This is a genomic window from Microcella flavibacter, assembly GCF_012530535.1.
Lineage (GTDB): Bacteria > Actinomycetota > Actinomycetes > Actinomycetales > Microbacteriaceae > Microcella > Microcella flavibacter.
In genome coordinates, this window is the sequence record NZ_CP051299.1 from 1,519,348 (window position 1) to 1,541,765 (window position 22,418).

At 71.0% G+C, this 22,418-nt stretch carries 27 protein-coding genes and 1 other annotated feature; of the genes, 16 read left to right on the plus strand and 11 right to left on the minus strand.

Going from position 1 to position 22,418, the window contains the following annotated elements; all coding sequences use genetic code 11:
• Positions 1-4 precede the first annotated feature (4 nt).
• The 7 genes from HGB54_RS07165 (at position 5) to HGB54_RS07195 (ending at position 8,099) form a co-directional block, all read left to right on the plus strand.
• Positions 5-1,057, plus strand: a complete 1,053-nt coding sequence (locus HGB54_RS07165; protein ID WP_228545725.1) for a helix-turn-helix transcriptional regulator — start codon at positions 5-7, stop codon at positions 1,055-1,057.
• Positions 1,050-2,030 carry a helix-turn-helix transcriptional regulator gene (locus tag HGB54_RS07170; RefSeq protein WP_168915828.1) on the plus strand — a complete coding sequence of 327 codons (981 nt, stop codon included), beginning with the start codon at positions 1,050-1,052 and terminating at the stop codon, positions 2,028-2,030. The genes HGB54_RS07165 and HGB54_RS07170 overlap by 8 nt, the downstream gene beginning before the upstream one ends.
• 102 nt (positions 2,031-2,132) lie before the next feature.
• Positions 2,133-2,405: a twin-arginine translocase TatA/TatE family subunit gene (locus HGB54_RS07175; RefSeq protein WP_168915829.1), complete on the plus strand. Its 273-nt coding sequence runs from the start codon at positions 2,133-2,135 to the stop codon at positions 2,403-2,405.
• A gap of 3 nt (positions 2,406-2,408) precedes the next feature.
• Positions 2,409-3,221 carry a twin-arginine translocase subunit TatC gene (gene tatC / locus HGB54_RS07180; protein WP_228545726.1) on the plus strand — a complete coding sequence of 271 codons (813 nt, stop codon included), beginning with the start codon at positions 2,409-2,411 and terminating at the stop codon, positions 3,219-3,221.
• The gene (locus HGB54_RS07185; RefSeq protein WP_168915830.1) at positions 3,218-5,644 is read left to right on the plus strand and encodes a DEAD/DEAH box helicase; all 2,427 of its coding nucleotides are present in this window, start codon (positions 3,218-3,220) and stop codon (positions 5,642-5,644) included. The genes tatC and HGB54_RS07185 overlap by 4 nt, the downstream gene beginning before the upstream one ends.
• 35 nt (positions 5,645-5,679) lie before the next feature.
• Entirely contained in the window at positions 5,680-7,341 is a 1,662-nt protein-coding gene (gene lnt / locus HGB54_RS07190; protein WP_228546010.1) for an apolipoprotein N-acyltransferase, read from the plus strand.
• Positions 7,338-8,099 carry a polyprenol monophosphomannose synthase gene (locus HGB54_RS07195; protein WP_168915831.1) on the plus strand — a complete coding sequence of 254 codons (762 nt, stop codon included), beginning with the start codon at positions 7,338-7,340 and terminating at the stop codon, positions 8,097-8,099. The genes lnt and HGB54_RS07195 overlap by 4 nt, the downstream gene beginning before the upstream one ends.
• Here HGB54_RS07195 and HGB54_RS07200 read toward each other — a convergent pair.
• From HGB54_RS07200 to HGB54_RS07215, 4 genes are all read right to left on the minus strand, one after another.
• Entirely contained in the window at positions 8,096-8,470 is a 375-nt protein-coding gene (locus HGB54_RS07200) for an RNA polymerase-binding protein RbpA (protein WP_168915832.1), read from the minus strand. The two genes, HGB54_RS07195 and HGB54_RS07200, sit on opposite strands and share 4 nt — an antisense overlap.
• 111 nt (positions 8,471-8,581) lie before the next feature.
• The gene (locus tag HGB54_RS07205) at positions 8,582-9,340 is read right to left on the minus strand and encodes a glycerophosphodiester phosphodiesterase family protein (protein ID WP_168915833.1); all 759 of its coding nucleotides are present in this window, start codon (positions 9,338-9,340) and stop codon (positions 8,582-8,584) included.
• Positions 9,341-10,309 (minus strand): SPFH domain-containing protein, encoded by a 969-nt coding sequence (locus HGB54_RS07210; protein ID WP_168915834.1) that lies wholly within the window; start codon positions 10,307-10,309, stop codon positions 9,341-9,343.
• Positions 10,306-10,794, minus strand: coding sequence for an NfeD family protein (locus HGB54_RS07215; RefSeq protein ID WP_168915835.1), 489 nt, complete (start codon positions 10,792-10,794; stop codon positions 10,306-10,308). Before HGB54_RS07215 ends, HGB54_RS07210 begins: the two co-directional genes overlap by 4 nt.
• 101 nt (positions 10,795-10,895) lie before the next feature.
• Between HGB54_RS07215 and HGB54_RS07220 the strand changes: the two genes are divergently transcribed.
• From HGB54_RS07220 to HGB54_RS07245, 6 genes are all read left to right on the plus strand, one after another.
• Positions 10,896-11,666, plus strand: a complete 771-nt coding sequence (locus HGB54_RS07220; protein WP_168915836.1) for an SDR family oxidoreductase — start codon at positions 10,896-10,898, stop codon at positions 11,664-11,666.
• A 6-nt stretch (positions 11,667-11,672) separates the two neighbouring features.
• Positions 11,673-12,140, plus strand: a complete 468-nt coding sequence (locus HGB54_RS07225) for an NUDIX hydrolase (protein ID WP_168915837.1) — start codon at positions 11,673-11,675, stop codon at positions 12,138-12,140.
• Entirely contained in the window at positions 12,137-12,619 is a 483-nt protein-coding gene (locus HGB54_RS07230) for a heme-degrading domain-containing protein (RefSeq protein ID WP_168915838.1), read from the plus strand. Before HGB54_RS07225 ends, HGB54_RS07230 begins: the two co-directional genes overlap by 4 nt.
• Positions 12,620-12,650: 31 nt before the next feature.
• Entirely contained in the window at positions 12,651-12,956 is a 306-nt protein-coding gene (locus HGB54_RS07235; RefSeq protein WP_168915839.1) for a hypothetical protein, read from the plus strand.
• Positions 12,957-13,026: 70 nt separating this feature from the next.
• Entirely contained in the window at positions 13,027-13,314 is a 288-nt protein-coding gene (locus HGB54_RS07240; protein ID WP_168915840.1) for a PLDc N-terminal domain-containing protein, read from the plus strand.
• A 300-nt stretch (positions 13,315-13,614) separates the two neighbouring features.
• Positions 13,615-13,977 (plus strand): phage integrase N-terminal SAM-like domain-containing protein, encoded by a 363-nt coding sequence (locus HGB54_RS07245; protein ID WP_168915841.1) that lies wholly within the window; start codon positions 13,615-13,617, stop codon positions 13,975-13,977.
• A gap of 36 nt (positions 13,978-14,013) precedes the next feature.
• Here the strand turns inward: HGB54_RS07245 and HGB54_RS07250 are convergent.
• Both HGB54_RS07250 and HGB54_RS07255 read right to left on the minus strand, forming a co-directional pair.
• A protein-coding gene (locus HGB54_RS07250) for an IS3 family transposase (protein WP_228545727.1) occupies positions 14,014-15,278 on the minus strand; the annotation gives its coding sequence in 2 pieces (ribosomal slippage) (positions 14,014-14,987 and positions 14,987-15,278; 1,266 coding nt in all).
• Positions 14,866-14,994: a sequence feature (AL1L pseudoknot), on the minus strand. It overlaps the preceding gene by 129 nt.
• Before the next feature lie 363 nt (positions 15,279-15,641).
• A complete protein-coding gene (locus HGB54_RS07255; RefSeq protein WP_168915842.1) occupies positions 15,642-16,214 on the minus strand; it encodes a recombinase family protein in 573 nt (190 codons plus the stop codon).
• Positions 16,215-16,417: 203 nt separating this feature from the next.
• On the opposite strand from HGB54_RS07255, the gene cmtR reads away from it, so the two are divergent.
• Together cmtR and HGB54_RS07265 are read left to right on the plus strand one after the other, a co-directional pair.
• Positions 16,418-16,777 (plus strand): Cd(II)/Pb(II)-sensing metalloregulatory transcriptional regulator CmtR, encoded by a 360-nt coding sequence (cmtR, locus tag HGB54_RS07260; protein WP_006590980.1) that lies wholly within the window; start codon positions 16,418-16,420, stop codon positions 16,775-16,777.
• A complete protein-coding gene (locus tag HGB54_RS07265) occupies positions 16,774-17,376 on the plus strand; it encodes a cadmium resistance transporter (RefSeq protein WP_016997609.1) in 603 nt (200 codons plus the stop codon). Before cmtR ends, HGB54_RS07265 begins: the two co-directional genes overlap by 4 nt.
• 278 nt (positions 17,377-17,654) lie before the next feature.
• On the opposite strand, the gene HGB54_RS07270 is transcribed toward HGB54_RS07265, so the two are convergent.
• The 5 genes from HGB54_RS07270 to HGB54_RS07290 are packed head-to-tail and all read right to left on the minus strand — an operon-like array spanning position 17,655 to position 19,935.
• Positions 17,655-17,984 carry a DUF7882 family protein gene (locus HGB54_RS07270; RefSeq protein WP_168915843.1) on the minus strand — a complete coding sequence of 110 codons (330 nt, stop codon included), beginning with the start codon at positions 17,982-17,984 and terminating at the stop codon, positions 17,655-17,657.
• A 2-nt stretch (positions 17,985-17,986) separates the two neighbouring features.
• Positions 17,987-18,343 (minus strand): hypothetical protein, encoded by a 357-nt coding sequence (locus HGB54_RS07275; protein WP_168915844.1) that lies wholly within the window; start codon positions 18,341-18,343, stop codon positions 17,987-17,989.
• Positions 18,344-18,374: 31 nt separating this feature from the next.
• Complete coding sequence (locus tag HGB54_RS07280; RefSeq protein WP_168915845.1) at positions 18,375-19,151, minus strand: alpha/beta fold hydrolase; 777 nt, start codon at positions 19,149-19,151, stop codon at positions 18,375-18,377.
• Positions 19,148-19,429: a helix-turn-helix domain-containing protein gene (locus HGB54_RS07285; protein ID WP_168915846.1), complete on the minus strand. Its 282-nt coding sequence runs from the start codon at positions 19,427-19,429 to the stop codon at positions 19,148-19,150. Before HGB54_RS07285 ends, HGB54_RS07280 begins: the two co-directional genes overlap by 4 nt.
• The gene (locus HGB54_RS07290) at positions 19,429-19,935 is read right to left on the minus strand and encodes a DUF2975 domain-containing protein (RefSeq protein WP_168915847.1); all 507 of its coding nucleotides are present in this window, start codon (positions 19,933-19,935) and stop codon (positions 19,429-19,431) included. The genes HGB54_RS07285 and HGB54_RS07290 overlap by 1 nt, the downstream gene beginning before the upstream one ends.
• Positions 19,936-20,007: 72 nt before the next feature.
• Here HGB54_RS07290 and HGB54_RS07295 point away from each other — a divergent pair, with 72 nt between their 5' ends.
• Positions 20,008-22,413, plus strand: a complete 2,406-nt coding sequence (locus HGB54_RS07295) for an ATP-binding cassette domain-containing protein (RefSeq protein WP_168915848.1) — start codon at positions 20,008-20,010, stop codon at positions 22,411-22,413.
• The last annotated feature ends 5 nt before the right edge of the window (positions 22,414-22,418 follow it).

Genomic DNA, 22,418 nt, shown 5'->3' on the forward strand with positions numbered 1-22,418 from the left:
CCCCGTGGCCGCCCGCCGCTCCGCCGACGCGCCCGCCGCGTCCGGCGCCGTGCGCGCCCGCGTGCCGGTCGAGCGGCGCCAGTTCAACCTCGTGCTCGCGCTCGTCGCGACGACGCAGGGCCTCACGAAGCACGAGCTGCTGTCGACCGTGCACGGCTACGCCGAGCGCTACGCCGTCGCCGCCGACCGAGACAACCTCGAGCGCCAGTTCGAGCGCGACAAGGACGACCTGCGCGACCTCGGCGTGCCGCTCGAGACGGTCGCGCCCCCGGGCGCGGAGGACGACACCAAGCAGCAGCGCTACCGCATCGCCAAGGAGCGCTACCAGCTGCCCGACGACGTCGAGTTCTCGGCCGAGGAGTACGCCCTGCTGACCCTCGCCGGCCAGGTCTGGCGCGAGGGCTCGCTCTCCGAGCACTCCCGCCGCGCCCTCGTGAAGCTGCGCTCCTTCGGCCTCTCGGTCGATGCGCAGGAGCTGGGCTTCGCCCCCTCCATCGGCACCCGCGACCCCTCCTACGATCCGCTCGCGGCCGCGATCGACCGCGGTCGGCAGGTGAGCTTCCCCTATCTCAAAGCGGGCCGCGGTGAGCCCGAGCGCCGCACGGTCTCGCCGCTCGCGCTCGTGAACCACGAGGGCCGCTGGCACCTCCAGGCCCACGACGAGGTCGCCGGCGGGCCGCGCACCTTCCTGCTGCGCCGCATCGTGGGCGCCGTGCGCATCGAGGATGCCCCCGCCCGCCCCGCGGCGCCCGACGAGGCCGCGCGGGCCGGCGCCGAGCTGCAGCGCGTCTGGGAGCGCACCACGGCCCTCGTGCGCACGACGAGCGGGAGCGAGGCCGACGTCGTGCTGCGCAACCGCGCCGGCACCGAGGTCGAGGCGGTGCCCGACGCCGCGACGGGCGACGACGGCGAGGCCCTGCGCATCCGCACGACCGACCTCGACGTGCTCGCCGACGAGCTCGCCGCCTTCGGCGCGGGCGTGCGCGTGCTCGAGCCCGAGAGCCTGCGCGCCGCGGTGCTCGACCGCTGGCGCGCGGTGGCGGCGGCCCATGGCTGAGCGCCGCGCCCCGCAGAAGTCCGGCGAGAAGCTCGCCTTCCTGCTCGCCCTCGTCCCGTACCTCATCGACCAGGCGCGAGTGACGGTCGCCGAGGCCGCCGAGCACTTCGGCGTCACGCCCGCCCAGATGCGCGAGTACGTCACCTACCTCACCGCCACGGGGGATCCCGGGGCGGAGGGGCTCTACCAGCACGACGGCCTCTTCGACATCGACTGGGACGACTTCGACGAGCGCGACGTCATCCGGTTCCGCGCGGCGCCCCTGCAGCAGCGGCCGCGCTTCTCGGCGCGCGAGGCCGCGGCCCTGCTGGCCGGTCTGCAGTCGGTGGCGGCGCTGCCCGCGTTCGCCGAGCGGCCCGAGATCGGGCAGCTCATGGCGAAGCTGGCGCGCGGCTCGGCCTCGACGGTGACGCCGCTCGCCGTGCATCCCACCGCCGTCGACCCGCTGCGCACGATCGTCGCCGCCGCGGTCGCCAGCCGGGAGCGCCTGCGCATCGACTACGTCACGAGCGCGGGGGAGCGCGAGCTGCGCGAGGTCGACCCGCTGCGCCTCGAATCCATCGACGACGTCTGGTACCTGCGCGGCTGGAGCCTCAGCCGCGACGCGGAGCGCACCTTCCGCCTCGACCGCATGGCGAGCGCCGAGCCGATCGGCCCCGCGGCCGAGCACCCCGCCTCCTCGGCGCCGGGGGAGCTCTTCCGCGGCGACGCCGACGACCTGCGGGTGACGGTCGGGATGCCCGCCTCGGCCCTCGGCCTGCTGCACGACTTCCTCGGCCCCGAGGACGAGGTGGTGTACGCGGGCGACGAGGCGACCGTCACGATCCCGCTCGCGCACGAGGGCATGATCGGCCGCCTCGCGGCGCGGCTCGCGGGCGTCGGCGTCATCACGGCCCCCGAGCACGCGCGCCGGACGGCCGCGGAGTGGGCGCGGGCGGCCCTCGCGGCGGCGGGGGAGCGGCCGCCGGCGTAGGGCGATCGCACGGCGTCCTCCCGGGCGGCGCCGCGGAGGGTGCGGGGAGCGGGCGCTAGACTGACGGCGCTTCGCACCCCGACTCAAGAGACGGACGCTGTCATGCCTCAACTCTCCGGCTGGACCGGCCTCATCCTGCTGCTGGTCATCCTGCTCCTCTTCGCCGCGCCCAAGCTGCCCCAGCTCGCCAAGAGCCTCGGCCAGTCCGCGACGATCTTCAAGAAGGAGATCAAGGCGGGCAAGGAGGAGGACGCGACCGACGCCGGCACGGCCACGAGCACCGCCGCCCCGAGCGACTCCGCCCCCGCCGCGCAGCCCTCGGCCGCTCCGGCCCCCCGCACCGGCGACGGCACCGACTCCACCGCCACGAAGTAGCCGGTGGCCGGTCGCACCGCGCGGCCCCGGAATCCCGAGGGCCGCATGACCCTCGGCGCGCACCTCGTCGAGCTGCGCAAGCGCATCACCATCGCCGGGCTCTCGATCGTCGTCGCGGCGATCCCGGCCTGGTGGGCGGTCGATCCGATCTGGGCGGCGCTCAGTGCGCCCGTCCTCGTGCGGGCCGAAGCAGACGAGAACGTCCAGGCGACTCTCAATTACACGACCATCGGTGAGGCCTTCGACACGCGCCTGCTGATCATGATCGTCGTCGGCATCATCGCCTCCTCGCCGATCTGGCTCTACCAGTTGTGGGCCTTCATCGTCCCCGCGCTCCACCGCGAGGAGAAGAGATACGCCATCGGCTTCCTCGCGGCCACCGCTCCGCTCTTCGTCGGCGGCTGCCTCGCCGCGTGGTACGTCTTCCCGAACATCGTCACCCTGCTCACGAGCTTCTCGTTCGACGAGTCGGCGACCTTTCTCAGCGCTCGCATCTACCTCGATTTCGCCATCAAGTTCATCCTCGCGATCGGCGTCGGCTTCATCTTCCCCGTCGTCCTCGTGGCCCTCAACTTCGCCCGCGTCATCACCGGGGGCAGCATCCTCAAGGCCTGGCGCTGGGCCATCCTCGGCGTCGCCACCTTCACGGCCCTCGCCACCCCCGCCGCCGACGTGCTCTCGATGGTGCTCCTCGCCATCCCCATGATCGGGCTGTACTTCCTCGCGGCGGCGGTCGCGGTGCTGCACGACAGGCGGGTCGCCAAGAAGGATGCGGCGTTCGCGGCCGAGTACGGCATCGACACGGCCCCCGCATGAGCGATCCGACCCCGGCCGAGCGGTTCGCGGCCGCCGCGGCCCTGCGCAAGCATCCCCGCCTGAAGGCCTTCCGCGAGCAGGCCGCCTTCGACCTCGACCCCTTCCAGCAGACCGCCTGCGCCGCGCTCGAGGAGGGGCGCAGCGTGCTCGTCGCCGCCCCGACCGGCGCCGGCAAGACGATCGTCGCCGAGTTCGGCGTGTTCCTGGCGATGTTCGACCCGCGGGCGAAGATCTTCTACACCGCCCCGATGAAGGCGCTCAGCAACCAGAAGTACAACGAGTTCGTCGCCACCTACGGCGCGAGCGAGGTCGGCCTGCTCACGGGCGACACCAACATCAACGCCTCCGCGCGGATCGTCGTCATGACGACCGAGGTGCTGCGCAACATGCTCTACGCCGACTCCGACCTGCTGCGCGACCTCGCCTACGTCGTCATGGACGAGGTGCACTACCTCGCCGACCGGTTCCGCGGCGCGGTGTGGGAGGAGGTCATCATCCACCTGCCCTCCCACGTGGCGCTCATCTCGCTCAGCGCGACGGTGTCGAACGCCGAGGAGTTCGGCGACTGGCTGCAGGCCGTGCGCGGCGACACCGACGTCATCGTCAGCGAGACCCGGCCCGTGCCGCTCGAGCAGCACGTCGTCGTGCGCTCCAAGATGGTCGACCTCTTCGACTCGAGCGGGCAGGCGGCGACCAACCGCGTCAACCCCGAGCTCGTGCAGCTCGCGCGCGCGGGCGGGCACACCCCGCACCGCGGGCGGCAGCACCACCCGCGCCGGTGGGAGAAGCGCGCGGACGGCGACGGCCGGGCATCCCGCGCCGACATCGTGGGGATGCTGCAGCAGCGCAACCTGCTGCCCGCCATCTTCTTCATCTTCAGCCGGGCCGGCTGCGACGGCGCCGTCACCCAGCTGCTGCGCACCGGCGTGCGGTTGACGGAGGCGCACGAGCGCGAGGAGATCCGCCAGATCGTCGAGGAGCGCTGCCGCACGCTGCGCGACGACGACCTCGCGGTGCTCGGCTACTGGGAGTGGCTCGACGGCCTGCAGCGCGGGGTCGCCGCGCACCACGCCGGAATGCTGCCCGCCTTCAAGGAGGTGGTGGAGGAGCTCTTCCAGAAGAAGCTCGTCAAGGTCGTCTTCGCCACCGAGACCCTGGCGCTCGGAATCAACATGCCCGCGCGCACGGTCGTGCTGGAGAAGCTCGAGAAGTTCAACGGCGAGGCGCGCGTGCCGATCACGCCGGGGGAGTACACGCAGCTCACCGGCCGGGCCGGGCGCCGCGGCATCGACACCCAGGGGCACTCGGTCATCCAGTGGACGGGCGGGCTCGACCCGCAGGCCGTCGCCTCGCTCGCCTCGCGCCGCACCTACCCGCTGAACTCGAGCTTCCGGCCGACGTACAACATGGCCGTCAACCTCATCGAGCAGTTCGGGCGCCAGCGCACCCGCGAGATCCTCGAGAGCTCGTTCGCGCAGTTCCAGGCCGACCGCGCGGTCGTCGACCTCGCCCGCACGGTGCGGAAGCAGCAGGCCTCGCTCGAGGGCTACGCGCAGTCGATGCAGTGCCACCTCGGCGACTTCGGCGAGTACGCGGCGCTGCGACGCGAGCTCAGCGACCTCGAGCGCCTGCGCGCGCAGAAGGGCGAGGCCGGCGGACGGGCGGAGCGCGATCGGCGCCAGCGCCAGATCGAGGGCGTGCGCACCCGCATGCGCAAGCACCCCTGCCACGGCTGCGCCGACCGCGAGGCGCACTCGCGCTGGGCCGAGCGCTGGTGGCGCCTGAAGCGCGAGACCGACAAGGTGAGCCGCCAGATCCACGGCCGCACGGGCGCCGTCGCGCAGGTCTTCGATCGCGTCGTCGACGTGCTGCGCCGCCTCGACTACCTCGTGCCCGACGAGCACGGCCGCCTCGGCCTCTCGCACGACGGCCGGGCGCTGCGCCGCATCTACGGAGAGCGCGACCTGCTCGTCGCGGAGAGCCTGCGGACGGGCCTCTGGAACGACCTCGACGCCCCCTCGCTCGCGGCGATGGCCTGCGCGATCGTCTTCGAGGCGCGGCGCGACGACGGCCAGGCGCCCGAGTACGCCCTGCCGCGCGGCGCCTTCCGCCCCGCGCTCGAGCGCACGCAGCTGCTCTGGGCCGAGCTCGACGACCTCGAGCAGGAGCACCAGCTTCCCGGCACCATCATGCTCGCCACGACCCTCGCCCTGCCTATGTACCAGTGGGCGAAGGGCGCCCCGCTCGAGAAGGTCCTGCGCGACGCCGGGCTCGCGGCGGGCGACTTCGTGCGCTGGTGCAAGCAGACCATCGACCTGCTCGATCAGATCTCGGTGGTCGCCGACGGGCCGGTCGGGCGCACCGCGCGCGCGGCCCTCGACGGGGTGCGGCGCGGCATCGTCGCCTACAGCTCGGTGGCGTGAGCATCCATCGTCGCGCTCGTAGACTCGATCGGGTGATGCATGCCGCGCTCGCCCCGCACCCCCGCACCCCCCTCCTCGGCCCGCCGCCGACGTCGTCGCAAGCCGATGCCGGCATGCCGATCGGGCTGGCCCTGCTCGCCGCCGCGGCCGGCGGGCTGCTGCTCGACGCCGGGTTCCCCGACCGCGGCTGGTGGCCGCTGTCGATCGGGGGCACCGCGCTCTTCCTGCTGAGCCTGCGGGGTCGCAGCCTGCGCGGGGCGCTGCTCGTCGGCGCGGTGGGGGGCTTCGTCTACTACGGTGCGCTCATCGAGTGGCTCACCGTCTACCTCGGGCCCGTGCCGTGGCTGGCGCTCACGATCGCCCAGGTGCTGTGGGTGGCGTTCGGCGCCGTACCGATCGCGCTGGCCTGGCGCTGGCTGCCGCGCGCGTTCCCCGGGCCGGCGGGCCGCCTCGTTCTGCTCCCCGTCGTGCTCGCCGCCCTGTGGATGCTCCGCGAGGGCATCGCGAACGTGTTCCCCTGGGGCGGCTTCGCGTGGGGCCGGCTCGCGGTCACGCAGGCGGAGGGGCCGCTCGCCGGCTGGGTCGGCTGGGTCGGGATGTCGGGGCTCAGCTTCCTCGTCGCGCTCCTCGCAGCGGCGCTCGCGGCCGTCGTCGTCGAGCGCCGCACACCGGTGCTCGCCCGCGGGACGGGCGTCGTCGCCCTCGCGGCCCTCCTGCTCGTCTGGCCGGCCTTCCCGACGGTCACCTCCGGCACCGCCCGGGTGGCCGCGGTGCAGGGCGACTCCGAGGCGGGGCTGTTCGCCGGCCGCGAGCGGGGCGCCATCCTGCAGGACCACTACGACGCGACGCGACCCCTCTTCGACGCGGGGGAGGAGCTCGACCTCGTCGTCTGGCCCGAGAACTCCAGCGACATCGATCCGCTGCGCGACCAGTACTCGGCGTCGGTGCTCGACGTCGTGACGCGCAACCTCGACGCACCCCTCATCGTCGGAACGATCACGCAGGAGGGGGACGAGACCTTCAACTCGGCCCTGCTCTGGCGCGAGGGGGAGGGCAGCGTCGACCAGTACGACAAGATCCACCCGGTGCCCTTCGCCGAGTACCTGCCCGAGCGCGACTTCTTCTACCCGCTTGCCCCCGACCTCTTCGACCTCGTGCCGCGCGACTACTCCTTCGGCCAGCGAGACACGATCCTCGACGACGCCGAGCTCGTCGCCCGCGGGGTCGTCACCGGCATCGCCATCTGCTACGACATCGTCGACGACGAGGTGCTCGCGCGCATCGTGGACGAGGGCGCGACCCTCATCGCCGCGCCGACGAACAACGCCGACTTCGGCCGCAGCGACCAGAACGTGCAGCAGCTCGCCATCGCCCGATTGCGCGCCATCGAGCGGGGCCGCAGCGTCGTGCAGGCCTCCACCGTGGGCGCGAGCGCGATCATCGGCCCCGACGGCCGCGACATCGACAGCCTGCCGCTCTACGAGGCGGGGACAATGGTCGCCGACGTGCCGCTCAGCACCGTCATCACCCCCGCGCACGCGCTCGGCCGCACCCTCGAATTCGGGCTCGGGATGCTCGGCCTCGCCTCCCTCGCCCTGGCGGCCCTGCACCTCGGGCGCGCGGGGCGGCGCGCAGCGGACCCCCGCCGATCCGACCCGCACGGCCTCGCGCCGTCGACCCCGGAGCCGCTCGCGTGACCCGCCGCCCCGACGCCGACGTGCTCGTCGTGCTGCCCACGTACGACGAGGCGGGCAGCATCCGCGCCGTCATCGATCGCGTGCGCATCGCTGTGCCCGCCGCCGACGTGCTCGTCGTCGACGACGCCTCGCCCGACGGCACGGGCCGCATCGTCGACGAGTTCGCCGCGGTCGACCCCGCCGTGTCCGCGCTGCACCGCGACGGCAAGCGCGGTCTCGGCTCCGCCTACCTCGCCGGTTTCGCCCGGGCGCGCGAGCAGGGCTACCGGTTCGTCGTCGAGATCGACGCCGACGGCTCGCACGATCCGGCCGAGCTGCTGGCGATGATCGCGCTCGCCGAGGCGCACGCCGCCGACCTCGTGATCGGCTCGCGCTGGATCGAGGGCGGCAGCGTCGTCAACTGGCCGTGGGTGCGACGGGCGATCTCGCGCTCGGGCAACCGCTACGCCGGGCGCCTGCTGCGCTCGGGCATCGCCGACATCACGGCGGGCTTCCGGGTCTACCGCGTCACGGCGCTCGAGGGCGTCGACGAGGCGGTCGTCTCCTCGCACGGGTACTGCTTCCAGGTGGAGACGGCGTGGATGCTCGAGCGCGCGGGCAGACGCATCCTCGAGCATCCCATCGCCTTCGTCGAGCGCGCGTCGGGCCGCTCGAAGATGCACGCGGGCATCGTCGCCGAGGCGCTCTGGCGCGTCACCGCGTGGGGCGTGCGAGACCGCCTGCGCGGCGGGGCCGACGCGGCCACGGGGCGGAGCTAGGCCCCGAGCCTCTCGCTGCCCGCGGTGCCGCGTCGCTCGCGCAGCAGCTGCAGGCGCTCCTCGAGCAGCTCCTCGAGCTCGGCGATGCTGCGGCGCTCGAGCAGCATGTCCCAGTGGGTGCGGGCGGCCTTGACCTCGCCCTGCACGATGTCGATCGGCGTGCCGTCGGGCGCGAGCAGCACGCCCTCCTGGCCGCTCTTCGGCGACTCCCACGTGTCGGGCAGCTCAGCGTCGGCCGAGAACACGATCTCGAAGTGCTCGCCGTCGGTCGTGCGGTACTGCGCGCGCTGGCGCGAGGCGAACTCGACGCCCTCCTCGCTCTGCAGGCTCTGCGAGCCCAAGCGCATCCCGCGCAATGTGCGATCGGCCATGATCCACCCCCGTCTCGTGACGTCGTCCGCTCGTCGAATCTATGTATAGGTATAGACCTGGTGCCGGGGCGCCCTCGCGGAGGGAGGTCCTTTCCCAGACCATTGCCAGTGTCATGCCAGCGAGCGCAGCACCTCCACGGCGAGGTCGGCGCGGTCGGTCACGACGCCGTCGACGCCCCGCTCGAGCAGGGCGCGCATGGTCGTCGGGTCGTTGATCGTCCAGACGTGCACCTCGACGCCGGCGTCGTGGAAGGCGCGCAGCAGCGGGGGAGCGGTGGTCTCGATGCCGAGCGCGCGCTCGGGGATCTGCACCGCGTCGAGGCCGGCGAGGGCGCGGCGCACGAGCGGCCGCAGCCCCACCCGGGCGGCGAGGAGCGCGGCGGCGAACCGCGGCCCGGAGGCGCTCGTGGCGACGCCCGGCGCGAGCCGCACGGCGGCCGCGCGCCGCCGCTCGCTGAAGGAGGTGAGCAGCACGCGATGCTCGGCCCGGTGCCGGCGCACGGCCTCGGCGGTCGGCGCGATGGCGGCGGCGCTCTTGACGTCGATGTTGAACCGCGCCTCGGGAAAAGCCTCGAGCGCGGCGTCGAGCGTCGGCATGCCGTGACCGCCGCCGAGGTCGAGCCGCCCGAGCGCGCGGGCGTCGAGCTCGGCGACGCCGCCGGGGCGGCCGGCCACGCGCTGAAGCTCGGCGTCGTGCGCGATCACGGCGACGCCGTCGCGGCTCGCGTGCACGTCGGTCTCGATGTGGGTGATGCCGAGGGCGAGGGCGTGCGCGAAGGCCAGCAGGGTGTTCTCGGGGGCCGCGGTCGCCAGCCCCCGGTGCGCGAGCACGCGGGGGCCGGCAGCGGCGAGGTACGGGTGCGCGGGCACCTAGCGGGCGGGCCCGGCCGGGGGAGCGGCGTTCGGGTGGCCGGGAGCGGCGGTCGGCTGACCGGGTGCGCCGCCGCCGGGGAAGAACCCGGCGCCGATGCCCTTGAGCGCCTCGGTGAGCTCGCTCGGGATGATCCACATCTTGTTGGCGTCGCCCTCGGCGAGCTTCGGCAGCGTCTGCAGGTACTCGTAGGCGAGCAGCTTGCTGTCGGGGTTGCCGGCGTGGATGGCGCCGAAGACGATCTTGATCGACTCGGCCTCGGCCTCGGCGCGCAGCACCTGGGCCTTCGCATCGCCCTCGGCCTTGAGGATGGCCGACTGGCGGGCGCCCTCGGCCTCGAGGATCTGCGACTGCTTCGAGCCCTCCGAGGTGAGGATGACGGCGCGGCGGTCGCGCTCGGCGCGCATCTGCTTCTCCATCGAGTCCTGGATCGAGGCGGGCGGGTCGATCGCCTTGAGCTCGACGCGGTTGACGCGCAGACCCCACTTGCCGGTGGCCTCGTCGAGCACGACGCGCAGCTGCCCGTTGATGTTGTCGCGGCTGGTCAGCGCCTCCTCGAGGTTCAGGCCGCCCACCACGTTGCGCAGGGTCGTGACGGTCAGCTGCTCGACGCCGGCGAGGTAGTTGGCGATCTCGTACGTGGCGGCGCGGGCGTCGTTGACCTGGAAGTAGATGACCGTGTCGATCGAGACGACGAGGTTGTCCTCGGTGATGACCGGCTGCGGCGGGAACGACACGACCTGCTCGCGCATGTCGACGAGCGGCTTCAGCCGGTCGATGAAGGGAACGAGGATGTTGAGGCCCGGCTGCAAGGTCTTGTGGTAGCGCCCGAGGCGCTCGACGACGCCGTTGTAGGCCTGCGGCACGATGCGGATCGACCGGATGAGGACGACCACGACGAAGATGCCGAGGACGACCAGCAGGGCGATGACGAACAGCTGCCCGATGAACTCGGTGGGGGTGGTCACGCGGGGGCGCTCCTTTCCTCGGGGGCGACCTCGACGGTCGCTCCGTCGACGCGGACGACGATCACGCGATCGCCCTCCGTGAGGGTGGTGGTCTCGTGGGCCGGGGCGAGCCGGGCCGTCCAGGTCTCGCCGTTGGCGAGCTTCGCGAACCCCTGGCCGTGCCCGTCGAAGGGGGCGGTGACGCGAGCGCGCATCCCGGCCAGCGCGTCGACGTTCGTGTTCGAGCCGCGCACGTCGCCGCCGCGGCGCAGGGTCTTCAGCAGCAGGGGCCGGATGGTGAACAGCAGCAGGGCCGCGACGATCGCGGCGGCCGCAACCTGCCAGTACCACTCGCCGCCGAGCAGATTGACGCCGAGGCCGCCGATGAGGCTGCCGGCGCCGATCATGAGGAAGGTGAACTCGAGCGTCAGCAGCTCGATGATGACGCAGATCAGCACGAAGACGATCCAGACGATCCAGAGGTACTGGGTCAGATCCACGAGCATCGGCGCCCCTTCCCGGGTCGAGTGGTGCCGACGCTATCACCGGCCTCCGACGGCCGCCCGGCTCCCTCCCCGCCCGCGGACGACGCGATAGTGTCGGCGCTGTGAACAGCCCTCTCCCCGCCGGCGTGCTCGCCGGAAAGACCGTCCTCGTCACCGGCTCCTCCCGCGGCATCGGCGCCGACACCGTCCGCCTCTTCGCCGAGGCCGGCGCGAACGTCGTCATCAACTACCGCTCGAAGGCGCCCCGCGCGCAGAAGCTGCTGACCGAGCTCGAGGCCGCCGGAACCGAGGGGCTCGCGATCGGCGCCGACCTCACCGATCCCGACTCGGTCGCCGCGATGATGGATGCCGTGCGCGCGCGCTTCGGATCGCTCGACGTGCTCGTGCTCAACGCCTCCGGCGGCATGGAGGCGAACATGGGCGAGGACTACGCTCTGCGCCTCAACCGCGACGCGCAGCTCAACGTGCTCGACGCCGCCCTCCCGCTGCTCGGCACCGGATCCCGCGTGGTCTTCGTCACGAGCCACCAGGCCCACTTCATCCGCACCGTGCCGACGATGCCCGAGTACGAGCCGGTGGCGCTGTCGAAGCGCGCAGGCGAGGACGCCCTGCGCGAGCGCATCCCGCACCTCGAGGCCGCCGGCATCGGCTTCACCGTCGTCTCGGGCGACATGATCGAGGGCACCATCACCGCGACCCTGCTCGAGCGCGCGAACCCGGGCGCGATCGACGCCCGCAAGCAGGACGCGGGGCGTCTGTACAACGTGGCCGAGTTCGCCGCCGAGGTCGCGCAGGCCGCCGTCGACCCCGTGCCCGCCGACAACACGCGCTTGGTCGGCGACACCTCCTCCTTCACCGCCGCGGGGGAGTAGCCCTCCGTGGTCGCCACCCCGGGGCTGCGCCGCACCTCGCGCATCCTGCTTCTCGCCCCCGACGGCGCGGCGCTGCTGTTCATGACGGCGGCGCCCGACTCCTCGCGGTTCGCCCGCTGGATCACGCCCGGCGGCGGGGTCGACCCGGGGGAGTCGCACGCCGACGCCGCCGTGCGCGAGCTCTTCGAGGAGACGGGGCTGCGCATCGACGGCGTCGACGGGCCGGTCTTCTCCCTCGACTTCCCGGTCGCCTGGGACGAGGCCGACCACGACCGGGGCCACGCCGAGTACTACCTCGTGCGCGTGCCCGAGCGCTTCGCGCCGAGCTCCGAGAACTGGACGGACGACGAGCACGTCGACGTCACCGCCCACCGCTGGGTCACCGCCGACGAGCTCGAGGCGGGCGCGGAGCCCTTCGAACCCGCCGAGCTGCCGGCCCTGCTGCGACGCTTCGCCCCGACGGCGCCGGCATGACCCCGACGAGGGATGCCCGCCCCAAGCTGCTCGCCCTGCTCGAGCGCGTCCGCGCCGACGAGCGCGAGTCGCTCCTGCCGGCCTTCGCGCACGCCGACGCCGTCGACCTCGGCTCGCGCGCCCTGACGCTCGCCGTCGAACGGTCGCTCCCCGTCGCCATCCGCGTCACGCGCGGCGACCAGCTCGCCTTCCACGCGGTGACGGACGGGACGAGCGCCGACAACGACGCGTGGATCGAGCGGAAGATCCGGCTCGTGCGCAGGCTCGAGATCAGCAGCCTGCAGGCCCGCGTGCGGCACGAGCTCGACGACGGCGACCTGGGGTGGCTCGACCCGGTGCACTACGCGCTGGCCGGTGGGTGCATCCCGTTGCGGATGGCCGGGGGAGCGCTCGTCGGCACCCTCACGGTCTCGGGCCTGCCCGACGTCCAGGACCACGATCTTGCGATGGAGGCCGTGCGCGCGCACCTCGCCGGGTGACGCTCCGAGCCGATCGTGGTTCACTGCAGCCATGAATCTCACGGCGCAGGCAGCAGGGGAGTCGGCCCGGCTCGCCGCGCGCGCCCTCGTCGACGTGATCCCGGGCACGCAGTACGACCGTGCCGCGACGGTCGGGCCCTTCTTCTCCAGCTGGGTCTCGATCGTCATGATCCTGCTGGTCGTGATGTGGGGCGCGGCGTTCGCCTCGATCGCCGCCCACCGCGAGGGGATGCCCCCGCGCGCGCTCATCGGATGGATCGTGGTCGTCATGGTCGGCGGCCCGATCGGCGTCGCCCTCTGGTTCCGCATCGGCGCCCGGCACCGCGCCGCCGACTAGGGATCGGCACGGGGCGGCCCGCAGCGGAGGAATGCTCGCGCTCGCGCCCTCGAGGTGCTTGACTGCCGGCATGCCCATCGCACTGGCAGGCTCCGCCGCCGAGACCGCGAATCCGACGCTGCCCGCCGCCTACGACCTCGCGTGGACGATCGTGCCGATCCTGATGATCGCGCTCATCGCCGTCTCGCTCGTGTCGATCGCGCGCCACACCGACGGACTGTCGTCGATGGCGACCGCCGTCTGGTCGGCCGTCGTGATCTTCGCCACGCTCCTCGGGCCGATCGCCTGGTTCCTCATCGGCCGCCCGGCGGCGCGGGCGGCGCAGCTCACGACGCCGACTCGCACTCAGCGGGGCTGAGCGGCGAGCGAGGCCCCGATCGACACCGTCGGCCACACTCCGATAATCATCATTATGTCAGCTCAAGTCGGGCATGAGTCCCATACGCACGATTGGTCTCCCTCCCCGATCGGACTGACGCGGTGTCCATAACACGGCCGCCATCTTGGTTTTCCTTCAGAGCGACTCGATCCATGAGTAGCGGAAAGCCCGCCGAGTGATGCATCTGATGCATCACGTGAACCTCGCTCTGACCGGCATTTTCGTCTCGGATGTTGCATCTGATGCATCATTGGTGCAGATTCTGACACGGAGGTGGTCATGGAGCAGACGGGTCGGATTCGCCTGTTTCGATCGCCCGACGCCGCCATCGACGCCGAATCGCTGTGCATCGCAATGCTCGACGGATGGACTCACGCTCAGCTGTCGCAAGGGTTCCAGCAACGCACCGCAGCCAGGCGCCAGCGAACCGTTCGCAGATTCATGGACTGGTCAGGCAAATACCCGTGGCAGTGGACGCAATTGGAGGCGCACGACTTCTTCGCCGAGCTGCGAGGCATCCAGCACCTTTCCCCGTCTACGATCCGTGCGATCCAGAACGATCTCGCGCTGTTCTTGGCCTACATCGCCGACGGTCAAGTCCCAGGTAGTGGTGTAGCGCGGTCCTTCGAAGTGATGGGTTAAGCGCTGAGTTCGAGGACGGTGTGAATCGCCCCGGGTTTAGTGGAGGGCGGGTTCTCCCAACGTCGGCTGACGCTGGGGGTTGATCTCACGGTAGTACTGGTTCTCCATCTCGATGGGTGTGAGGTATCCGATCGATGAGTGCAGTCGGTTCTCGTTGAACCAGTGCACCCAGGAGAGGGTCGCGAGTTCGAGGTCGTCAACCCCGCGGAACGGTCCGTCGATCTTCACGCACTCGTTCTTGTAGAGCCCGACCACGCTCTCGGCGAGAGCATTGTCGTAGCTGTCGCCGACGGTGCCGATCGACGCGATCGCGCCGGCGTCGGCGAGTCTGTCGGCGTAGCGAATCGCGGTGTATTGCGCTCCCGCATCCGAATGTTGGATCACGCCGGTGACGTCTTCACCGGCGCGATCACGAACCCAGAGTGCCATCTCGAGCGCGTCCAACGGCAGCTCGGTTGGCATTCGATTCATCGTGCGCCAGCCAACGATCCGCCGGGAGAACACATCGGTGACGAACGCGGTGAACGCCATCCCGGACCATGTTGGAACATAGGTGAAGTCCACGACCCAGAGCTCGTTTGGACGGTCTGCGCGGAAGCAACGCTCGACGTGATCAGCCGGGCGGGCCGCCTTGTCGTCAGAGCGGGTCGTGACGAACTGCTTGCCCCGACGAACCCCACGCAGACCCTCTTGCCGCATGAGACGTTCGACAGTGCAGCGCGCCACCACGATGCCTTCTCGGCGCAGCAGATGCCACATCTTCCGGACCCCGCTGATCCCGCGCCCGAGGCTCCGATCCGTGAAGACTCGGCGGAGCTCGATGACGAGCTCCGCATCGCTGGCCGCTCGCGCCGATATCGGACGGGACTTGAAGGCGTAGTAACCAGACGGGGCGATCTTGACGCCGTGCTCGGAGAGCACCCGGCAGATCGGCTCGACCCCGAACCGGTCACGATGATCGTCAATGAACTGAACTACCACGGCAGTCGCGGGTCGAGCTCCCGCGCGAAGAACGAGGAGGCCGCCAACAGAATCTCGTTGGCACGCTTCAGCTCGCGGTTCTCCGCCTCGAGCTGCTTGATCCGAGCCGCATCGCCGGTCGTGGTCCCGGGCCGCTCACCGGCATCGATAGCGGCCTGCTTGCACCACCCACGCAACGTGTCGGCATTCACCCCCGTCCGCTGCCCGATCCGGACCACCGCCGCGTTCAGCGACAGCTCCGAATCCTCCTTACGCGCCTCTTGCACGAGCCGAATAGCCCGCTCCCGCAATTCCTGCGGATACTTCCTCAGTGCTGGCATGATCCGATCCTCTCGGGGAATCAGACCCTCCATCAAACCCGGGGCGATTCACCGATCGCTTCGCTTGCTGGTCACTTCAACCTCATTTCGGCCCCGCCCCGCTCGTGCTCAACAGGTACCTCTTTGCGTCGCGGTCGTTCCGCGTCTGGCTGAGCGTCGGACTGCTGAGGGTTTGGGTGACTCCTGACCTGCGGCGACGAAGGTCGCTGCTGGAAAGTTCACGCCCTGATCGACGACTCTGTTCGTGAAGTTCACCTCAATTATTCTAGGTCTTTTGTCAAGGGCTCGGTGGTTCTCGGCGGGTCAGAGGTTCCGGCTGCATGTCCACCAAGAGGGAGCGGTGGCAATGAGAGCGAATTCTGATCAGCTCACTCGGGAGGCGCGTTCCACGGCGCGGTAGACAGTCGCACGGGCAACACCGAATAACTCCGCGAGCTCGCCGGAAGTGTGTGCGCCCGCGCGATGAAGGCTGACGAGGTGCGCCTCCTGAGTCGGGGAGAGCTTCGGCTTCTTGCCGCGCAGACGGCCCTTTGCTCGGGCTATCGCCATGCCCTCGCGGGTGCGAGCCCGGATGAGATCTGCCTCGAACTCGGCGACCATGCCGAGCACGTTGAACAACAACCGACCAACGGGGTCTGTCGGGTCGTAGAGGCTTCCGCCGAGGCTCAGACGCACGCCCTTCGCAGCGAGCTCGTCGGCGATGTCGCGGGCGTCCGGCAGGGAGCGTGCGAGCCGGTCGAGCTTCGACACCACGAGGGTGTCGCCTTCGCGACACGCGGCTAGGGCCTCGCGCAGGCCCGGCCGAGCACGGTTCGTGCCGGTCAGTCCGTGGTCGACGTGGATGTTCCGTTCCTCGACTCCGAGAGCCATCAGTGCATCCTGTTGGACGGTCAGATCCTGCTCGATGGTGGAGACGCGCGCATACCCGATCAGCATGCGACGACGGTAGCCTTTGACGCCCCCTCATCGGGCATATTTGCGGGCGGGTCCAACGGGAATGTCCAGATCGAGCATCCAGCCCGATCTCGATCGGCGCCGCTGTCACTTCGAAGTGTCCCGGTGAGGGTTCCCCTTACGGGCATGCGATCTGGGCTGACGCCTGTGACCGAGTGTTCAGTGCGCGCTGTATAGTTCAGTCCATGCTGACTATTGCTTCGCGTCTCGACGTGATGAACCGCCTGGGTCGTGCACTGGCCGACCCCACTCGATCCCGGATCATCTTGACCCTGCTCGACCATCCCGCTTACCCGGCGGAACTGGCCCGAGATCTGGACCTGACACGCCCGAACGTGTCCAACCACCTGGCATGCCTGCGCGATTGCGGGATCGTCGTCTCCGAGCCCGAGGGTCGTCGGACACGATATGAGATCGCCGATTCGCACCTGGCGCAGGCGCTGACGGCACTGGTCGATGCCACCCTGGCAGTGGACGAAGACGCCCCGTGCATCGATCCCGCCTGCTCGCTTCCCGGATGCGACGCAGCTGGGGAGGGCGCATGATCCTCACCTCGGTCTTGCAGGCGATGGGCCTGTTCGCAGCGACCAACATCGACGACATCATCGTGCTCTCCCTCTTCTTCGCGCGAGGGGCAGGCCAGCGCGGCACTACCGCCCGCATTCTGGCCGGCCAGTACCTCGGATTCGCCGGCATCCTCGGTGCCGCGGTCCTGGTGACCATCGGTGCCGGAGCATTCCTGCCCTCGGCAGCCATCCCGTACTTCGGTCTCATCCCTCTGGGCCTCGGCCTCTGGGCCGCATGGCAGGCCTGGCGCGGAGACGATGACGACGATGACGACGAGGCCAAGGTTGCCGGCAAGAAGGTCGGCGTGTGGACAGTCGCAGGCGTCACCCTTGCCAACGGCGGCGACAACATCGGCGTCTACACCCCTGTCTTCCTCAGCGTGGAACCTCTCGCAGTAGTCGCCTACTGCATCGTCTTCCTCGCGCTCGTCGCGGTCCTGGTGGCCCTGGCAAAGTTCGTCGCCACCCGCCCCCCGATCGCCGAAGTGCTCGAACGCTGGGAGCACATCCTCTTCCCCATCGTTCTCATCGGCCTCGGCATCGTGATCCTCGTCAGCGGCGGAGCCTTCGGACTCTGATGTAGCGGCAGCGATCCAAACGGCCCCGACCGGGCGCACCCCTCTCGGTTCAGACCGCGACACCTACCTGCAGCCAGCCCTGCGTGATCGCGGCAACAAGACCGCCACGGAGCGCTGCAAAAACCCCGCCACCAAGCGAACGAAGCCACAGTCAGACACTCTCGGTCGGTACGGCTGCCAACAGCGACCTCACGACCTACGGCGATATCTCTTAGATCCAGTCGCGCAGAAGCTCCTATCCTGAGTCCCGCCCCAGTCCTCGCGGAGCGGTCTACGCGTCAACGCCCGCCGGCACCCACTTCGGGCACCTCGGGCGGCTCGGGCACGACCCGCAGACCCGCGGGAGTGTTGCTGAGCCGGACGAGCTCCTCGACCCAGGCGCGGTTGAGCCGCGGCTCGCGACTGCCGTCGAAGTCGAACTGCAGCGGGATAGTCGGGTTGATCCAGATCGAGCTGTGCCCGCTGCCGGAGGCGACCGAGTACTCCCACGAGAAGGTGAAGCTCTCGCCGCGCCGCACCTTCGACAGGATGACGATCTTGAGGTGCGCGAGCACCCGGTCGTCGAACTCGACGGTGATCGACGGGGTTCCGTAGATGAATCGGCCCACGATTACCGCCCCAGCCCGTCGTCGATGTCGGCCATCATGGCGTCGATGTCCTCGGCCGTCCGCTCCGCCTGCGGGTCGGTCTCGATGGTCGCGACGAGCCCGATGATGGGCAGCTCCGGAACGGGGAACCGCAACGCCTCGTGGTCGACGTGCAGGTCGTCCCCGGCCGACACCTCGATCTGCGTGTCGGCGCCGACCACGAAGGTGCTGACCGAGGTCTGCCCGTCGTCACCGAGCACCGGGATGTCGACCGAGACGCTGCCCTCGGTGGCGGGCACCGAGGTGATGTACTCCACGAGCGCGGCCGCGACCGCGTCGCCCGTGACGACCTCGCCGCTGCCGAACCGAATGCGCTTCATGGGCTGAGCGTATCCCGCGGAACGGCGCGCGTTAACCGCCGGCTTCCGCGAGGTGCTGCCCCAGGTGCTCGAGCACCGAGACGTGCCCCTCGCCGTCGTGGATCGCGAGTCGGGCATCCCGCAGCCGACCGCCGAGCAGCGCGGCGTGGGCGACGGGGATGATGCGGTCCTGCGTGCCGTGCACGACCGTCACCGGGGCGCCGACCGCGGCGAGCGGGAACCCCCAGTCGGTGACGAAGGCGACGTCGTCATCGACCGCTCCCCCGTCCATGAGCTCGTCCGAGGCGCCGGCGTCCTCGCCGAGAACGCCCCACTCCCCCTCGAGCGCCGCGTAGTCGCGAGCCGTGAACGACCGGGGCTCCCAGACCTCGGGATGCCCGTCGCGCGCCGCGATGCCCTCGACCGCCGCGCGCAGCGCACCCGGGTCGACCATGCCGGCGAACCACTCGTCGCCTCCCGAGTACGGGGCGGGGCATCCCGCGACGACGACCGCCCGGATGCGCGTCGGTTCGGCGGCCGCGAGGGCGAGCGCGTGCGGCCCGCCGCCCGAGTACCCCGCGACGTGCACGTCGTGCAGGTCGTGCTGCCGCAGCAGGAGGGCGGTGTCGGCCGCGCCCTCGGCGACGCTGCGGCCCCGGTGCCGGGGCGCACCGCCGTAACCGGGCCGCGCGACGCAGACCAGCTCTCGGTCGAGCGCTCGGGCGAGGGCGAGCACGGGCGCGAGCAGTCGGCCGGTGTGCGGAGTGCCGCCGTGCCAGAGCAGCACGCGCGACGCGGGGGTCAGGGTCGCGGACGCGTGGACGATCATCGTGCGCTCGATCCGGCGGCGAGGTCGCGGCCGGGCGACGACTCCGCGGGATCGTCGCCCGCGACGCCTTCCCCCTCCGGCTGCCAGCGCAGCAGGTCGCCCGGCTGGCAGTCGAGCGCCGCGCAGAGCGCGTCGAGCGTCGTGAAGCGCACCGCCTTGGCGCGCCCGTTCTTGAGCACGGCGAGGTTGGCGGGCGTGATGCCGACGAGCTCGGCGAGCGTGCCGACCGCCATCGAGCGCCGCGCGAGCATGGCGTCGATGTCGACGACGATCGGCATCAGATCACCTCCTGCAGCTCGGAGCGCAGCGCGCGCGCCTCGGTCTCGCGCTCGACGGCCTGCGCGAGCAGCACGCGCATGACGACCATGAGCAGCGCGACGCCGCCGATGACGAGGGCCGCGCCCCCGATGAGGCCGACGACGCCCGGGGCCACTCCCCCGGGAACGAGCAGCAGGCCGAGCCCGGCCATGAGGGCCGCGGCGACGAGGATCGCCCCGATGATGACGTCGACGTACCGGAACGCCGCGCGGCTGAACACCGAGCCGCGCCGCACCATCGTCAGCAGGCGCCAGATGCAGACGGCGCTGACCTGCAGGGTGACGACGCCGGCGCCGATGAGCAGCACGAAGAGGGTGCGCGACAGCTCGGGCGCCCCGGCGAGGTCCTCCCAGACGAGCGGCAGGATCATGCCCTGCACGAGCAGCGAGCCGAGCAGGCTGAGCGCGATGACGACGCGCAGCGCCATCACCAGGCCGGCGGTGAAGAACGATGTCGAGGAGGTCATGACGGAAATCTATCGATAGTCGATAGATTCCGCAACGCTGACCGCGCCGCCCCTCCCCCGTATCCTGACCGCATGACCGCCGCCTCCGCCGCTCCGAGCCCCGCCGCACCGGCTCGCCCCGCGACGGATGCCCGGCACCCGGCCGACACGCACGACCTGATCCGCGTGGTCGGCGCGCGCGAGAACAATCTGCGCGAGGTGAGCGTCGACATCCCGAAGCGCCGCCTCACCGTGTTCACGGGCGTCTCGGGCTCGGGCAAGAGCTCCCTCGTCTTCGACACCATCGCCGCCGAGTCGCAGCGCATGATCAACGAGACCTACAGCGCCTTCGTGCAGGGCTTCATGCCGAGTCAGGCGCGCCCCGACGTGGACCTGCTCGAGGGCGTCACGACGGCGATCATCGTCGACCAGGAGCGGATGGGCGCCAACGCCCGGTCCACGGTCGGCACGGCCACCGACGCGAACGCGATGCTGCGCATCCTGTTCAGCAGGCTCGGCGAGCCGTTCATCGGGGCCCCGAACGCGTTCTCGTTCAACATCCCGACGAGCCGCACGAGCGGGGTGCGCACGACGGCCACCGGCGAGCGCATCGTCGTCGACGACGAGGTGTACCTCGGCGGCATGTGCCCGCGGTGCGAAGGCATGGGCTCGGTCTCCGACATCGACCTCGCGCAGCTCTACGACGACAGCCTCTCGCTCGCCGAGGGCGCCCTCACCATGCCCGGCTACACGGTCGACGGCTGGATGGTGCGCATCTTCGCCGAGTCCGGCTTCCTCGACCCCACCAAGCCCATCCGCGACTACACCGAGACCGAGCGGCAGGACTTCCTCTACCGCGAGCCCACCAAGGTGCAGCTGCAGTCGATGAAGATGACGTACGAGGGGCTCGTCCCGAAGATCCAGAAGTCCTTTCTGCAGAAGGACCGCGAGGCGATGCAGCCGCACGTGCGCGCCTTCGTCGACCGGGCGGTGACCTTCACCCGCTGCCCCGAGTGCGAGGGCACTCGGCTGAACGCGGCGGCGCGGTCCTCGCGCATCCAGGGGGTCTCGATCGCCGATGCGTGCGCGATGCAGATCAGCGACCTCGCCGCCTGGGTGCGCGGGCTCGACGACCCCGCCGTGGCGCCGCTGCTGTCCGTGCTGCAGCAGACCCTCGACTCCTTCGTCGAGATCGGGCTCGGCTACCTCTCGCTCGACCGGCCGTCGGGCACGCTCTCGGGGGGCGAGTCGCAGCGCACGAAGATGATCCGGCACCTCGGCTCGTCGCTCACCGACGTCACCTACGTCTTCGACGAGCCCACGATCGGCCTGCACCCGCACGACATCCAGCGCATGAACGAGCTGCTGCTGCGCCTGCGCGACAAGGGCAACACCGTGCTCGTGGTCGAGCACAAGCCCGAGACGATCGCCATCGCCGACCATGTCGTCGATCTGGGGCCCGGGGCGGGCACCGCGGGCGGCACGATCTGCTTCGAGGGCACCCTCGCCGAGCTCACGGCGAGCGGCACCCTCACCGGCCGCCATCTGCACGATCGCGTGCTGGTGAAGGATGCCCCGCGCACGCCGCGCGGAACGATCGAGGTGCGCGACGCCCGCTCGCACAACCTGCACGGGGTCGACGTCGACATCCCGCTCGGCGTGCTCGTCGCCGTCACCGGAGTAGCCGGGTCCGGCAAGAGCTCGCTCATCCACGGGTCCGTCGCTCCTCGGCCCGGCGTCGTCGCCATCGACCAGGGCGCCATCCGCGGGTCGCGGCGCAGCAGCCCCGCGACCTACACGGGCATGCTCGACTCGATCCGCACCGCCTTCGCCAAAGCCAACGGGGTCACGCCGGCGCTGTTCAGCGCGAACTCCGAAGGCGCCTGCCCGGTGTGCAAGGGCGCGGGCGTCATCGAGATCGATCTCGGCATGATGGCCGGCGTCGCGAGCCCCTGCGAGGCCTGCGAGGGCCGCCGGTTCCAGGCGAGCGTGCTCGAGCACCGATTCGGCGGCAAGGACATCAGCGAGGTGCTCGCGATGCCCGCCGCCGATGCCGAGGCCTTCTTCGCCGAGGGGCCCGGCCGCATCCCCGCGGCGCACGCCATCGCGCACCGGCTCGTCGAGGTGGGACTGGGCTACATCGGGCTGGGGCAGCCGCTCACGACGCTCTCGGGCGGCGAGCGTCAGCGACTCAAGCTCGCGACCCACCTCGGCGAGAAGGGTGACGTCATCGTGCTCGACGAGCCCACCGCGGGTCTGCACCTCGCCGACGTGCAGACCCTGCTCGGGCTGCTCGACCGCCTGGTCGACGCGGGCCGCTCGGTCATCGTCATCGAGCACCACCAGGCCGTCATGGCGCACGCCGACTGGATCATCGACCTCGGCCCCGGGGCCGGTCACGACGGCGGCCGCATCGTCTTCGAGGGAACGCCGGCCGAGCTCGTCGCGGCGCGCTCCACCCTCACCGGCGAGCACCTCGCCCGGTACGTCGGGGCCTGATCGCC